Below are 13,431 nucleotides of genomic sequence, written 5' to 3'. Positions count from 1 at the left end.
AATAGCCGACAAGGCGGCTCAGCGGAGTTAGACACACGGACGAAGCGGAAAGTTCCCGCAAAAAAGAAAAAGCCTCCCTGTCTGGACAGAGCGCGATCTTGAGCGCGTTCTGCCTGACAGGGAGGCTTCTTATCAGCAGCAACCGCCGCGCTTGCCCGCGCCGCCGTAGCGGGCTTCCTGGCGTTCGCGGAAGAATTCCTCGTACGTCATCATCGGCTCGTTGGGATGGGTGGCTTCCCGGTGCGAGACGTAGGTGTCGTATTCCGGCAGGCCCATCATCAGACGCATGCTTTGTCCGAGATAGCGGCCGGCCTTGGCGATTTCGCCCAGCATCACTGCACCTGTGGCGACAGGACCATCGGGCTTTCCTTGGCGGTCGGCTGGGCCGAGGCGCGCGCCGCCAGCACCGTGCGGATGCCGAACGCCAGCACGCTGAGCACGACGATCATGAAGAAGCCGGCCAGCGACGCATCCAGGTAATCGTTGAAGATCACCTGCTGCATCTGCGCCACCGACTTGGCCGGCGCCAGCAGCTTGCCCTCGTCGAAGGCGGCCTGGTACTTGGCGGCGTGCGCCAGGAAGCCGATCTTCGGATTGGCGTCGAAGATCTTCTGGAAGCCCGCCGTCAGCGTGCACAGCAGCAGCCACACGGTCGGCAGCACGGTGACCCAGGCGAACTTGGCACGTTTCATCTTGAACAGCACGCAGGTGCCGAGGATCAGCGCGATCGCCGCCAGCATCTGGTTGGCGATGCCGAACAGCGGCCACAAGGTGTTGATGCCGCCCAGCGGGTCGACCACGCCTTGGTACAGGAAGTAGCCCCAGGCCGCCACGCACAGGCCGGTCGCGGTCAGGTTGGCGAACACGTTCTCGGTCTGCTTCATGGCCGGCACGAAGGCGCCCAGCAAATCCTGCAGCATGAAGCGGCCGGCGCGGGTGCCGGCGTCGACCGCCGTCAGGATGAACAGCGCCTCGAACAGGATGGCGAAGTGGTACCAGAAGGCCATCATCATTTTGCCGCCGATCACGCCCGACAGGATCTGGGCCATGCCCACCGCCAAGGTCGGCGCGCCGCCGGCGCGCGAGATGATGGAGTGCTCGCCGACATCCTTGGCGGTCTGCACCAGCATTTCCGGCGTGATGTAGAAGCCCATCTGCGAGACCGCGTGTGCGGCGGACTCGGCCGTGGTGCCCAGCAGCGCGGCCGGGCTGTTCATGGCGAAGTAGACGCCCGGCTCGATGGTCGAGGCGGCCACCAGCGCCATGATGGCGACGAACGATTCCATCAGCATCGCGCCGTAGCCGATGAAGCGGGCGTGGGTTTCATTCTCGATCATCTTGGGCGTGGTGCCGGAGGCGATCAGCGCGTGGAAGCCGGACACGGCGCCGCAGGCGATGGTGATGAACAGGAACGGGAACAGCGAGCCAGCCCAGACCGGACCGGTGCCGTCGATGAACTTGGTCATCGCCGGCATCTTGAGGTAAGGAGCGACCACCACGATGCCCAGTGCCAGGCCGACGATGGTGCCGATCTTGAGGAAGGTCGACAGGTAATCGCGCGGCGCCAGCAGCAGCCACACCGGCAGCACCGAGGCGACGAAGCCGTAGCCGATCAGCATCCAGGTCAGCTCGGTGCCGGTGAAGGTGAACATCGGCGCCAGCGCCGGGTTCTCCTGCACGATCTGGCCGCCGAAGATGGCCGCCATCAGCAGGAAGAAGCCGATGATCGACACTTCGCCGATGCGGCCGACGCGGATGTAGCGGGTGTAGACGCCCATGAACAGCGCGATCGGGATGGTGGCCATCACGGTGAAGCTGCCCCACGGCGAGCCGGTCAGCGCCTTCACCACGATCAGCGCCAGCACTGCCAGGATGATGACCATGATCATGAAGGTGCCCAGCAGCGCGATCATGCCGGGGATCTGGCCCAGCTCCGACTTGATCAGGTCGCCCAGCGAGCGGCCATCGCGGCGCATGGAAATGAACAGCACGATGAAGTCCTGCACCGCGCCGGCAAACACCACGCCGGCCAGTATCCACAGCATGCCCGGCAGATAGCCCATCTGCGCGGCCAGCACCGGGCCGACCAGCGGGCCGGCGCCGGCGATGGCGGCGAAGTGGTGGCCGAACAGCACGTACTTATTGGTCGGCACGTGGTCGAGGCCGTCGTTCAGCTTGTTGGCCGGGGTCATGCGACGGGCGTCCAGGCCCAACACCTTGTCGGCGATGAACAGGCTATAGAAGCGGTAGGCGATCAGGTAGACGCAGACGGCGGCAATGACGATCCAGATGGCGCTGATGGCTTCGCCGCGTTTGAGCGCGATGACGCCCAGCGCGGCGGCGCCGCACAAGGCGAGCGCAGCCCAGCCCAGCCGGCTGGCCAGCGTGGGTGGCGCAGTGTGGTGTAGTGTTTTCATGCTTCCTCCAAGGTTTTGAAGTCGGGGTCAAGTCTGACATTCGGACACGGTCTCTGCCGTAGTTGCTCCTACGGCAGAGACCGTGTCCGAATGTCAGACTTGACCCCAGCCTTTGGCAGCTTATGTCCAGTATTCAGGAAGCTGATAACCGCCGCAAGCGCACCACTACGCACTATGGCTCGGTACAACTACGTAGTCGCCGCAGGCCGCAGGGGGCGTAAAATCGCGGCAACAGAATAATTCGGGACACCGTCATGAAGTTGCGGCAAAAAGTCATCTTCCTGGCCATCACGCCGCTGATCCTGGCGCTGATCGCCATCGCGCTGGCGGTGCGGCACCAGTCGGTGCTGCTGGCGCAGCAGCAGCGCGAGACCATCCAGCAAGCCTACCTGAGCAGCAAGGAGGCCGAACTCAAGCACTACGTGGCGCTGGCCTCGCACTCCATCGCCCACCTGTATGAATCGGGCCGCGACGACGAGGCCACCCGCAACGAGGCCAAGCGCATCCTGTCCTCGCTCAGCTATGGCGACGACGGCTATTTCTTTGTCTACGATATGCAGGGCAACACCTTGATGCATCCGCGCCAGCCCGAGCTGGTGGGCCGCAACCTGTATGAGATGCGCGACGAGCAGGGCCAGCCGACCATCCAGAACTTGCTGGCGCGCGCGCGCGCGGGCGGCGGGCTGGAGCGCTACATGTGGGTCAAGCCGTCCACCCACAAATCCGGCGCCAAGCTGGGCTACGTGATCCCGATGCCGAAATGGGGCTGGATGCTGGGCACTGGTATCTATCTGGACGACGTCGACCAGGCGCTGGCCAAGGTCGATGTCCAGCAATCGGGCAACATCCACAACACCATGCTGTGGATCGCCGCCATCGCCATCGCGGCCTCGGTGGTGGTCGCCAGTTCCGGGCTGGCGCTCAACATCAGCGAACTGCGCGTGGCCGACGCCAAGCTCAAGGTGCTGGCCCAGCGCGTGGTCGAATCGCAGGAGGAGGAGCGAGCGCGGCTGTCGCGCGACCTGCACGACGGCATCAGCCAGTGGCTGGTGTCGATTAAATTGCAGATCGAGGCCGGCATCATCCGGCTGACGTCCGGGCTGGCGTCCGGCAAGGCCGAGCAGCAGCAGGCGGCGCAGGCGGCCTTCGAGCACGCGGCGGACCAGCTCAACAACGTGATGGGCGAGGTGCGCCGCATCTCGCACAATCTGCGCCCGGCCATCCTGGACGACCTGGGCCTGGCGGCGGCGCTGCACCACCTGGGCCAGGAGTACACGCTCAGCAGCGGAACCCCGGTACACTTCGAGGCGGAGGGTTGCACCGACGACTTGCCCGATGTCGCCAACACCGTGCTGTTCCGCGTGGCGCAGGAAGCCTTGACCAATATCGAGCGGCACGCCGGCGCCAGCCGCATCGAGATCCGCCTGACCGGCGAGCACGGCGGCGTCACCCTGCGCATCCGCGACGACGGCGCCGGCTTCGACGCCGAGGGCATCGCCCTGCATCCCAAGCACGGCATCGGCTTGCGCAATATGATGGAGCGGATGGACGCCATCGGCGGCCGCTTTGAAATCGCTTCCTCCAGCGACGGCACGGTGGTGACCGCCTTTGCCGGCAATGGTTAATACAGTTTATAAAGATTAATTACGATATGACAGCCACAATCAAAATCCTGCTGGTCGACGACCATCCCCTGGTGCGCGACGGCCTGCGCGCGCGGCTGGAGGCGATGCCGCAATTCCAGGTGGTGGCCGAGGCCGGCGGCGCGGCCGAGGCGCTGGAGCAGGCCGCCCAGTGCGAGGTCGACCTGGTGCTGATGGACATCAATATGCGCGGCACCAACGGCATCGAAGCCACGGCCCAGTTCAAGCAGGCGTTTCCGCGCATCGCGGTGCTGATCCTGTCGATGCACGACAAGCTGGAATACGTGTCGCAGGCGATCCAGGCCGGCGCGCGCGGCTATGTGCTCAAGGACGCGCCCGGCAAGGACATCGTGGTGGCGATCGAGACCGTCATGTCCGGCGGCATCTACTACAGCGCCGCGCTGGCGCGCCAGCTGGCCCAGCCGCACACCCAGGACAACCAGCTGACCTCGCGCGAGCACGAGGTGCTGCGCCACATCGCCAACGGCGAATCGAACAAGCAGATCGCCCGCGCGCTCGACCTCAGCGTGCGCACCGTGGAAACCCACCGCCTGAACATCAAGCGCAAGCTGGGCATCGAGGGGCAGGCCGAGCTGATCCGATTCGCGGTCCAGCACCTGCAGTGAGCGTGGCAGCCGGCGCAATCATGTTGTAAATACAGAGTATCGGCTCTAATTCTATTAAGCAATTTTTAACAGTGCGTGTTTGTGCGGCAATATCTGCTATATTCCTGCACCGGTTGTGTAATTGCAATTGTATAAAAGTAAACGTTTCGCGCGCGATGATTGGTCTTATACTGGTCGTATTGAAAATAACAATACTGTCGGATGGTAATTGATTGCCTAATGTCAATGCTTGATCTAAGATTGCGCGCACAACCTTCAATGAGATATTGATGTCTGCGCCTGAAACTAGCATGTTTCCACTGGTGGAATTACAAGCCGTGTCCAACGCTCACAACGAGTGGGTGGCACTGACTTTTGAATTGTCCGCAGACTCGGGCGACGCCTTCCAGGCGGCGCTGACCTTGCTCAAGACGCCGGACGCGTTCGCCGCGCTGGCGCCGCTCGATTGCATCCTGCCGGTGGCCCAGCCGGCGTTGCTGGAACTGTCCCAATTGTCCGAACTGCCGCCCAACCGCGTGATCCTGCGCGTGCCGGCCGCCGCCTGCGCCGAGATTCCGGTGCAAAAGAAACTGTCCTCGTATGCCGACGCCGGCTACCGCATCATGGTCGAAGGCGTGGCCGGCATGGGCGCCACCCTGTGCGGCGCCAAGTCGCTGATGGTCGACGCCGCGCTGGCGATGCCGCCGGTGCTGGCGCTGGTGGCCCAGCCGGGGCCGCACCTGGCCACCGGCATGGGCAGCGAAGAGCGCATCGCCGAATGCGCCAAGGCCGGCTTCAGCTGGTTCGCCGGCGACTTCGCCATGCATCCGCCGCAAGACATGAACGCCGGCGACGGCACTTCGCGCAAGCGCCTGCTGGCGCTGCTGGGCCTGCTGGCGCGCGACGCCGACTCGCGCGAGCTGGAAGTGCTGCTCAAGCAGGATCCGGCGCTGTCCTACCATTTACTCAAACTGGTGAACTCGGCCGCGTTCGCGCTCAGTTCGCCGATCCATAGCTTCGGCCAGGCCATCAACGTGCTGGGCCGTCGCCAGTTGCAGCGCTGGCTGCAGCTGCTGCTGTACGCGCGCCAGCAGGACGACGGCATGTCCAATCCGCTGCTGCCGCTGGCGGCGGTGCGCGCCTCGCAGATGGAAGGGCTGAGCAAGGCGCTCGGCTGGGAACGCGAGCAGCAGGACATGGCCTTCGTGGCCGGCGTGTTCTCGCTGCTGGACGTGTTGCTGGGCATGCCGATGACGGAAATCGTCGCCGCGCTCAGCCTCGACCTGGACGTGGTGATGGCGCTGCTGGACCGCGCCGGCCCGCTGGGCGAACTGTTGGCCCTGGTGGAGCGCCACGACAGCGCCGGTCTGGACAAGGCCGGCATCGACCATGAGACCTACTGGCAAGCGCAGTTGCAGGCTTACCACTGGGCGATCCAGGTGAGCAGGAATATATAAGCCATGGTCGCGCATCCCGTCTCCGATTTCCTGAGCAACAGCGCGGCTTTATGCGACGCGGTGTTGCGCTTGCGCGGAGCGGCGCTGGCCGAGGAGCTGGGGCGCATCGTCCGCAGCGTGATGAACAGTCCGCTGGGCGAATTCCTGCCGGCCGACACCCACGCCATGCTGCTCAAGCCGCCGGTGATCGAAGTGCTGGCCGCCAATGACGACGCGGTGCCCAGCCTGACCCAGGACATCCTGTTCGACGACGAATATTTCGGCCGCTTCGTGGTGTCCGGCCGCGAGCGCTACAGCTCGCTCGACCGCGAGCACCTGGCCAGCCTGGCCAACCTGGCCGGCAGCGTGTTGCAGGTGCACGCGCTGGCGCAGCGCTCCACCCACGCCTACGTGCAGGTGGAATCGCAGTTGCAGCACCAGGCGCAGATCCTCGACCATATCCACGAGTCGGTGCTGACCATGGACATGAGCGGCTTCATCATCAGCTGGAACAAGGGCGCGGAGCGCCTGTTCGGCTACAGCTCGGTGGAAGCGGTGGGGCGCAACATCCTGTTCCTGTACGACGACGAAGACGAGAGTTTCGACGACACTTTCCTGGAGCAGGGCGGACGCCTGATGGAAGTGCGGCGCAAGAAAAAATCGGGCGAAGTGTTCTGGGCCAGCCTGTCGCTGTCGCCGCTGCGCGACATCAACGATCGCGCCATCGGCCTGATCGCCTACCTGACCGACATCACCGAACGCAAGATGGCGGAAGAGCGCATCCACCACCTGGCCTACTACGACGCGCTGACCAACCTGCCGAACCGTTCGCTGCTGACCAAACTGGTCGACCAGGCCCTGACCGTGGCCCAGCGCAGCAAGCTGCACGGCTGCGTGCTGTTCATCGACCTCAACCGCTTCAAGCTGATCAACGACACCCTGGGCCGCAAGATCGGCGACGAGCTGCTGCGCGAAGTGGCGCGCCGCTTCCGCGCCGTGCTGCGTGACCAGGACCTGGTGGCGCGGCTGGGCGGCGACGAATTCGCCGTCGGCCTGTTCGACATCGGCCAGCATTTCGAAGCGAGCATGGTGGCGCAAAAGCTGCTGGGCACGCTCAACACGCCGATCCTGATCGACGGCCACGACCTGCGCGTGGGCGGCAGCATCGGCATCAGCGTCTACCCGCAGGACGGCGGCGACGCCGAGACCCTGCTGCGGCTGGCCGACATCGCCATGTACCGCGCCAAGCAGGAGGGCGGGGCGGAAGGCGATCACGTCGCGTTCTACAGCCAGGACATGAACCAGGGCATGCAGGAACGCATGCGGATCGAATCGGGGCTGCGCCACGCGCTGGGCCACGGCGAGCTGCTGCTGCACTACCAGCCCAAGTTCAGCATCGACAGCGGCAAGATCATCGGCGCCGAGGCGCTGGTGCGCTGGCGCCATCCGGTGCGCGGCCTGGTGCCGCCGATCGAGTTCATCCCGCTGGCCGAGGCCACCGGGCTGGTGGTGCAGGTCGGCGAATGGGTGCTGGAAGCGGCCTGCGCGCAGGCCAAGGTGTGGAAGGATGCGGGCTTGCCGCCGATACGGCTGGCGGTCAATGTGTCGGCGCGCGAGTTCACCTCGGCCTTGCCGGGGCGGGTGCAAGAGACGCTGACGCGCTACGGGCTGGAGCCGACCTGGCTGGAGCTGGAGATCACCGAAAGCACGCTGATGCACAACATCGACCGCGTGATCGGCATCATGGACCGCATCACGGCGCTGGGCGTGACCTTGTCGCTGGACGATTTCGGCACCGGCTATTCGAGCCTGTCGTACCTGAAGCGCTTCCCTATCGACACCTTGAAGATCGACCGCTCGTTCACCATCGGCATCCCTGGCGACGCCAATGACTGCGCGATCGCCAACACCATCATCAGCATTGCGCAGCAGCTCAAGCACAAAGTCATCGCCGAGGGCGTGGAGACGGTCGAGCAGCTGGCGTTCTTGAAGAATTCGGGCTGCGACGAAGTGCAGGGCTATCTGTTCTCGCGGCCGCTGGAAGCAGAAGCGTTCGAGCAGGCGCTGCGCGAGAACTGGACGCCGGGGCAGGCCAGCCGGGCCGCCTGAGTCGTATGGACGAAAAAAAACAGACCGAGGTCTGTTTTTTTTTGCTGATGCCGGACGCCGTCGGCGCCGGCAAAGCATTATGCCTTGCGGCGGCGTGCCATGAAGCCAACCAGGCCCAGGCCGGCGATCATCATCGCGTAGGTTTCAGGTTCCGGTACCGGAGTGACTTTCAACGACAGCGAACCAACGAAGCCCTGGGTGTTGATCAGCGGCGTACCGGTCACGGTGATGTGGTGCAGCGTGTTGGTCAGTGTTGGCTTCAGCAGCTGCCAGTAGTCGACACCGTTGTTGCCGAAGGTCAGGTCGAGTACTGGAACGAAACTGTGGCCGTCCAGGCTGACACCGGTAACGTCATAGCCGGCGCCGCCGGTGAAGTTAGCCGACACCTGACCGAAAAAATTGCTGGCGCTGGCGAAGTGGGTCAGGTCCAGATCAAAAGTGTTGGTCGTAGCGTAGCCGGCGAAGGTGCCCGAGAATAAGTGAGGCGTCGCCGTTGGGGTCAGGACGATAGTGGTGTTTGCCGAAGCAACTGCGGAAGCAACCAGCAGCGCTGCCGCAAGGATGGTGGATTTAAAGTTCATAAATTCCCGTCAATTCTGTTGGGTTAGGATGCGATAAATTTCCGCAGGGAGCTATTTCTCGTGGGAAAAACAATTTCAATTAATTACTAAGTTCTATGGTATCGAAGCCAAGAAAATATTACAACTTGTTTTTCAAAAAAACAACTGTATTGTTTATTTGAAACTTTGCTGGGGTGACATGAAGGAAAGGGTGGTCAGTCGTCAGGGTTTTGGCACCCAGTCGGGGGTGAAATCTGTATAATGCTGCACACTTAGGAAGCGTGGCCGAGTGGTTGAAGGCACTAGTCTTGAAAACTAGCGACGGGTTAAACTGTTCGTGAGTTCGAATCTCACCGCTTCCGCCAGGAAATAAAAAAACGCCAGCCAGCCCGCGCTCAAGATCGCGGTCGGTGCTGGCGTTTTTTTATTTCCTGGCGGAAGCGAGCAGGGCCCCTGCGGGCCCTGCGTGTGAGATTCGAAGGGCATGGCCCTGCAGGGCCATCCCGCTCCGAATCGCCCAACTGCTGCCGCTACGCGGCAGCTTCGCGCGCCGAGGGCGCGCGATCAGCACACTCTACAACCCAGGCCACAGCATAAAATCCCCGCACATTGCGTCGTGACAAACCGCGTATTTTCCCGGCGAGCAAGATGATATTCTAGCTAGATGGCTACAAAGATAATGGCGATCTGGATGAGTCAGTGAAGTTCCTGCGGCAGATTCGCATCTTTTCCTTTGAAGTGCTCGACCCAATGCAACTCTCGATTGTCTATCAAAAGGGCGCGACGGTACGTCACGCCAAGTATTCGCTGACATCGTTAAAGCTGGAAATTGATCAGGAAATCATAACTGTCCCGAGCACACTCTGACGCGACAGATGGACTATTTAACCCCAACCTCAAAGAAAAGTATGAGAACACAAATTACCCGCCTCTCGCCTCATCAAAATGCCAAAGTATTCGGTATCCTCATGGCTGTCAGCTCGTTGATATTTGCGATTCCGATGGCTATCAGTCTTTGGCTCTTGCCCCAGCCAGTCGATGCAGCGGGAAATACAATCGGACCATCGATGTTTGTTTTGCTTCTATTTCCCTTTATTTACCTGGTGATGGCCTATGTCATGGTGTGGATCGCATGCTTCGTTTACAACCGCGCATTCCGCCACATTGGCGGAATTGAATTTGACCAGCACACAGATGGTGCATAAGCGCTTTTTTCTCATGGGCGCGGGCGCGCTGGCCGACTCCGGAGCCGTCGATGTTGAAATAGGATGCCCGCGGGCGGCGACGTCACAAGACGTGGCGAGCCGTCGCTACTAAGAGGGCCAAAATTGCCAGCAGTTAAGCTCTAACCGCTTCCGCCAGGAAATACAAAAAACGCCAGCCAGCCCGCGCTCAAGATTGCGGTCGGTGCTGGCGTTTTTTTATTGCCTGGCGCGTCCCGCGGGCAGGTCCCGCCCACCAAATCCCGTCGGCACAAAAAATGCATATTTAATACGTTAAATATTGCATTATTCATTACAAAAATTCTGCAATTTTCTGAAGTTGTCATATCTTTTTGCAATGCTTAAGAACGTATTAAAACTCCCGTCTTATTACATCTCGTTTTGTAACTGTTGCTTTAAATACAAAAACCGGTTTGGCCGTTGACACCGCTTTCCCAGCCATGTTTTGATCTGGACCGATCCTGCCTGTCTATACATTGCAGAGTCGACACCGAGTTCGCCGCTGAGCGAAAAACAAGATTGGCACCAACGAAGTATTGCTTCCGCGCAGTAGCCAACCATTCCGAACGCCGCCGTCACGGGGTGTGATGCTCTTTTTTAAATTGGGACTAAAAATGACAACAGAAAAAATTATCTCGCGCTCGCTGCGCCTGATGTTCTCCGGCACCGTGATGCTGGGACTGGGCGCCGCCGCTGTGGCCCAGGCACAGACCGCGGCCGAGCCACCGCTGCAGCGCGTTGAAATCACCGGTTCGTCGATCAAGCGGGCCCAGGCCGAGGGCGCGTTGCCGGTGCAGACCGTCACCCGTGAAGATATCCAGAAAATGGGTGTCACCTCGACCGAACAACTGCTTGCCTCGATCAGCTCGAACACCCAGGTGGGCGCGGTCAACGCGGCCCAGGGCGTCGGCGCATCCACCTACGGCCTGTCCTCGGCCAGTCTGCGCGGCATCGGCGCGAGCAAGACGCTGATTCTGGTCAACGGCCGCCGCCTGGCCAACTACGCCACCGACGGCACCACGGTCGACATCAACGCCATTCCGCTGGCCTCGGTCGACCACGTCGAACTGCTGAAGGACGGCGCTTCCGGCGTGTACGGCTCCGACGCCATCGGCGGTGTGATCAACTTCATCCTGCGCAACAACTTCAGCGGCGTCGAAGTGAGCGGCTACGGCAGCGGCACCAAGGATGGCGGCGGCGGCAATACCAAGGCCTCGATTATCGCGGGCTGGGGTGATTTCGATACGGACCGCTACAACATCACCGTGTCGGCCGACGTCGGCAAGGACAAGCAGATCCTCGGCCGCCAGCGCGGCTACGCCAACAAGGCATGGAACGACAATGGCCTGCGTGAAGCCAGCGCCACCAACAGCGGCAACATCAACACCTTCGATCCGTACACCACGCCGAACGCCGGCGGCGTGATTCCGCACCGCCTGAATTCGATCGGCGACCCGCTGGGCAATCCGCTGAGCGACAACAACGGCGCCAACTGCGCCCAGAACGGCAGCACCTTCGACGCCAACACCGGCAGCTGCCGCTACAATCCGGCGCCACTGGTCGCGCTGATGCCTGAAGTCAAGCGCGCCAACGTCGCGGCCAGCCTGCGCTTCAAGCTCAACGAAAACAATGAAGTGTTCGTGGAAGGCTTCCACTCGCAGCAGAACACCATCACCCTGGCCCAGCCGTCGCCGTACAACACCAACTTCCTGAAGGATGACCTGGCGTTCCAGAAAGCCGATGTCTATCCAGCCATCATCCTGTCGCCGAGCAGCCCCTATTACCCGACCAGCTTCCTGGCGGGCACGGACTCGGCCGGCCAACCGGTCACCGTCAGCTATCGCGCCTTCGACGGCGGCAATCGCCTGCACGAGGATCTGGCCAAGCTGTCGCACCTGGTGATCGGCATGCGCGGCACCATCAAGGGCTATGACTACGATGTCGCCTACGTCCACAACGTCAGCGACGTCAGCGAAGTCACGCAGGATGGCTACCAGTCGCAACTGGCGCTGGCCAAGCTGCTGAGCAATAACAATGCCTTCAACCCGTACGCGGCGACCCAGACGCCGGCCTTGGCCGCGCAAATCCGGGCGACCAATTACAACGGCCCGATGATCAATTCGCAGCTGAGCAATGACGCCCTGCAGGCGCGCGTTTCCGGCGACCTGTACCAGCTGCCGGCCGGTACCGCCAAGTTCGCGGTGGGTGGTTCGATCAGCAACGAGAACCTGAACCTCAACCCGAGCGCGGCGTTCCAGTCGGGCGACATCGCCGGCTACGGCGCCCAGGCATTGCCGCTGTCGGCATCGCGTCACTCGTCGGCGCTGTTTGGCGAATTGAACGTGCCGATCCTGAAGGAGCTGGAAGGCGATCTGGCGGTGCGTACCGACAAATTCCCGACCGCGACCTCGACCAATCCGAAGATCAGCTTCCGCTATCAGCCGCTGTCGCAACTGCTGGTGCGCGCATCGTATGGCCGCGGTTTCCGCGAAGCGGCCCTGCCTGAGCTGTTCAATCCGCAGACCTTCGGCACCAGCGCGACCTTCACCGATCCTGGCACCAAGACTTCCGGCCAGTACACCCTGCTGACGGGCGGCAATACCGCGCTGAAGCCGGAGAAATCCGAGCAATCGTCGATCGGGCTGGTCATCGATCCGATGCCTGGCCTGTCGTTCGCGCTGGATTACTGGAAAATCAACGTCAGCAACCTGGTCACCACGCTGGATCCGCAGCTGATCGTGCGACAGGCATTTGCCGGCAACCCGCTGTACACCGGTCTGGTGCAGCGTGACGGCTCGGGCGCTATTTCGCAGATCACCGCCACCAACCTGAACGCCGGCGGCATGAAAACCGAAGGGCTGGACCTGGACGTGCGCTGGCGCATCGCCAAGACCGATAACTTCGGCACCTTTAGCACGCACCTGAACGGCACCTACACCAGCAAGTTCGATCAGACCTTGCCGGACGGTACTGTCCAGCCTAGCGTGGCGCACACCATCGACGCCAACGGCGCGCCGTTGAACGCGGTCAGTGCCGGCGGCATCATCTTCCGCTGGAAGCACCAGCTGACGCTGGACTGGAAATACAAGAACTGGGGCGCCGACCTGACCCAGAACTTCCAGTCCGGTTACTACGATGCAGCGCGCTTCGACTCGGCCACCGGTACCGATGCGGTGCACGTTGGCTCGCTCTCGACCTGGGATGCGCAAGTGTCCTACTCCGGTCTGGTCAAGGGGCTGAACCTGCGCGCGGGTGTGAAGAACCTGCTCAACCGCAAGCCGCCTGAGGCGATCACCCTGGGTAACTACTTCCAGGCTGGTTACGATCCTACGTACTACGATCCGCACGGCGCGACCGCTTACGTGAGCGCAACGTACGCCTTCTAAGTTCGTCGCGATGAGATGACCCAGCACCCTGCAAGCCGCAAGCTTGCAGGGT

At 62.0% G+C, this 13,431-nt stretch carries 9 protein-coding genes and 1 tRNA gene; 7 read left to right on the top strand and 3 right to left on the bottom strand.

The annotated features are described in order from the left end of the window. Positions 1-132: 132 nt before the first annotated feature. Together D0T21_RS12820 and D0T21_RS12815 are read right to left on the bottom strand one after the other, a co-directional pair. Positions 133-333, bottom strand: coding sequence for a YbdD/YjiX family protein (locus D0T21_RS12820; protein WP_116989477.1), 201 nt, complete (start codon positions 331-333; stop codon positions 133-135). Continuing rightward, a complete protein-coding gene (locus D0T21_RS12815; protein ID WP_116989478.1) occupies positions 333-2,417 on the bottom strand; it encodes a carbon starvation CstA family protein in 2,085 nt (694 codons plus the stop codon). Before D0T21_RS12815 ends, D0T21_RS12820 begins: the two co-directional genes overlap by 1 nt. Before the next feature lie 254 nt (positions 2,418-2,671). On the opposite strand from D0T21_RS12815, the gene D0T21_RS12810 reads away from it, so the two are divergent. The 4 genes from D0T21_RS12810 (at position 2,672) to D0T21_RS12795 (ending at position 8,210) form a co-directional block, all read left to right on the top strand. Then, the gene (locus D0T21_RS12810; protein ID WP_116989479.1) at positions 2,672-4,042 is read left to right on the top strand and encodes a cache domain-containing protein; all 1,371 of its coding nucleotides are present in this window, start codon (positions 2,672-2,674) and stop codon (positions 4,040-4,042) included. A 26-nt stretch (positions 4,043-4,068) separates the two neighbouring features. Beyond that, positions 4,069-4,686: a response regulator transcription factor gene (locus D0T21_RS12805; RefSeq protein WP_116989480.1), complete on the top strand. Its 618-nt coding sequence runs from the start codon at positions 4,069-4,071 to the stop codon at positions 4,684-4,686. Positions 4,687-4,955: 269 nt separating this feature from the next. Next, entirely contained in the window at positions 4,956-6,122 is a 1,167-nt protein-coding gene (locus tag D0T21_RS12800) for an EAL and HDOD domain-containing protein (protein ID WP_116989481.1), read from the top strand. A gap of 3 nt (positions 6,123-6,125) precedes the next feature. Beyond that, the gene (locus D0T21_RS12795; RefSeq protein WP_116989482.1) at positions 6,126-8,210 is read left to right on the top strand and encodes a bifunctional diguanylate cyclase/phosphodiesterase; all 2,085 of its coding nucleotides are present in this window, start codon (positions 6,126-6,128) and stop codon (positions 8,208-8,210) included. Positions 8,211-8,287: 77 nt separating this feature from the next. On the opposite strand, the gene D0T21_RS12790 is transcribed toward D0T21_RS12795, so the two are convergent. Beyond that, the gene (locus tag D0T21_RS12790; protein WP_116989483.1) at positions 8,288-8,791 is read right to left on the bottom strand and encodes an FxDxF family PEP-CTERM protein; all 504 of its coding nucleotides are present in this window, start codon (positions 8,789-8,791) and stop codon (positions 8,288-8,290) included. Between the two features lie 254 nt (positions 8,792-9,045). Between D0T21_RS12790 and D0T21_RS12785 the strand changes: the two genes are divergently transcribed. From D0T21_RS12785 to D0T21_RS12775, 3 genes are all read left to right on the top strand, one after another. Further along, a tRNA-Ser gene (locus tag D0T21_RS12785) sits at positions 9,046-9,135 on the top strand. Between the two features lie 510 nt (positions 9,136-9,645). Then, positions 9,646-9,975, top strand: coding sequence for a hypothetical protein (locus D0T21_RS12780; RefSeq protein ID WP_199538440.1), 330 nt, complete (start codon positions 9,646-9,648; stop codon positions 9,973-9,975). A gap of 632 nt (positions 9,976-10,607) precedes the next feature. Then, positions 10,608-13,379, top strand: coding sequence for a TonB-dependent receptor (locus D0T21_RS12775; RefSeq protein WP_158568004.1), 2,772 nt, complete (start codon positions 10,608-10,610; stop codon positions 13,377-13,379). Positions 13,380-13,431 lie beyond the last annotated feature (52 nt).

The organism is Duganella sp. BJB476, from assembly GCF_003416895.1.
Lineage (GTDB): Bacteria > Pseudomonadota > Gammaproteobacteria > Burkholderiales > Burkholderiaceae_D > Rugamonas.
The sequence above is the reverse complement of the archived record's forward strand: the minus strand, read 5'-3'. Positions and strand labels throughout refer to the sequence as shown.

What these genes read in the sequence shown, in the direction of transcription:
- D0T21_RS12820 (WP_116989477.1), bottom strand. Translation starts at nt 333, where the DNA reads ATGCTGGGCGAAATCGCCAAGGCCGGCCGCTATCTCGGACAAAGCATG.
- D0T21_RS12815 (WP_116989478.1), bottom strand. Translation starts at nt 2,417, where the DNA reads ATGAAAACACTACACCACACTGCGCCACCCACGCTGGCCAGCCGGCTG.
- D0T21_RS12810 (WP_116989479.1), top strand. Translation starts at nt 2,672, where the DNA reads ATGAAGTTGCGGCAAAAAGTCATCTTCCTGGCCATCACGCCGCTGATC.
- D0T21_RS12805 (WP_116989480.1), top strand. Translation starts at nt 4,069, where the DNA reads ATGACAGCCACAATCAAAATCCTGCTGGTCGACGACCATCCCCTGGTG.
- D0T21_RS12800 (WP_116989481.1), top strand. Translation starts at nt 4,956, where the DNA reads ATGTCTGCGCCTGAAACTAGCATGTTTCCACTGGTGGAATTACAAGCC.
- D0T21_RS12795 (WP_116989482.1), top strand. Translation starts at nt 6,126, where the DNA reads ATGGTCGCGCATCCCGTCTCCGATTTCCTGAGCAACAGCGCGGCTTTA.
- D0T21_RS12790 (WP_116989483.1), bottom strand. Translation starts at nt 8,791, where the DNA reads ATGAACTTTAAATCCACCATCCTTGCGGCAGCGCTGCTGGTTGCTTCC.
- D0T21_RS12780 (WP_199538440.1), top strand. Translation starts at nt 9,646, where the DNA reads ATGGACTATTTAACCCCAACCTCAAAGAAAAGTATGAGAACACAAATT.
- D0T21_RS12775 (WP_158568004.1), top strand. Translation starts at nt 10,608, where the DNA reads ATGACAACAGAAAAAATTATCTCGCGCTCGCTGCGCCTGATGTTCTCC.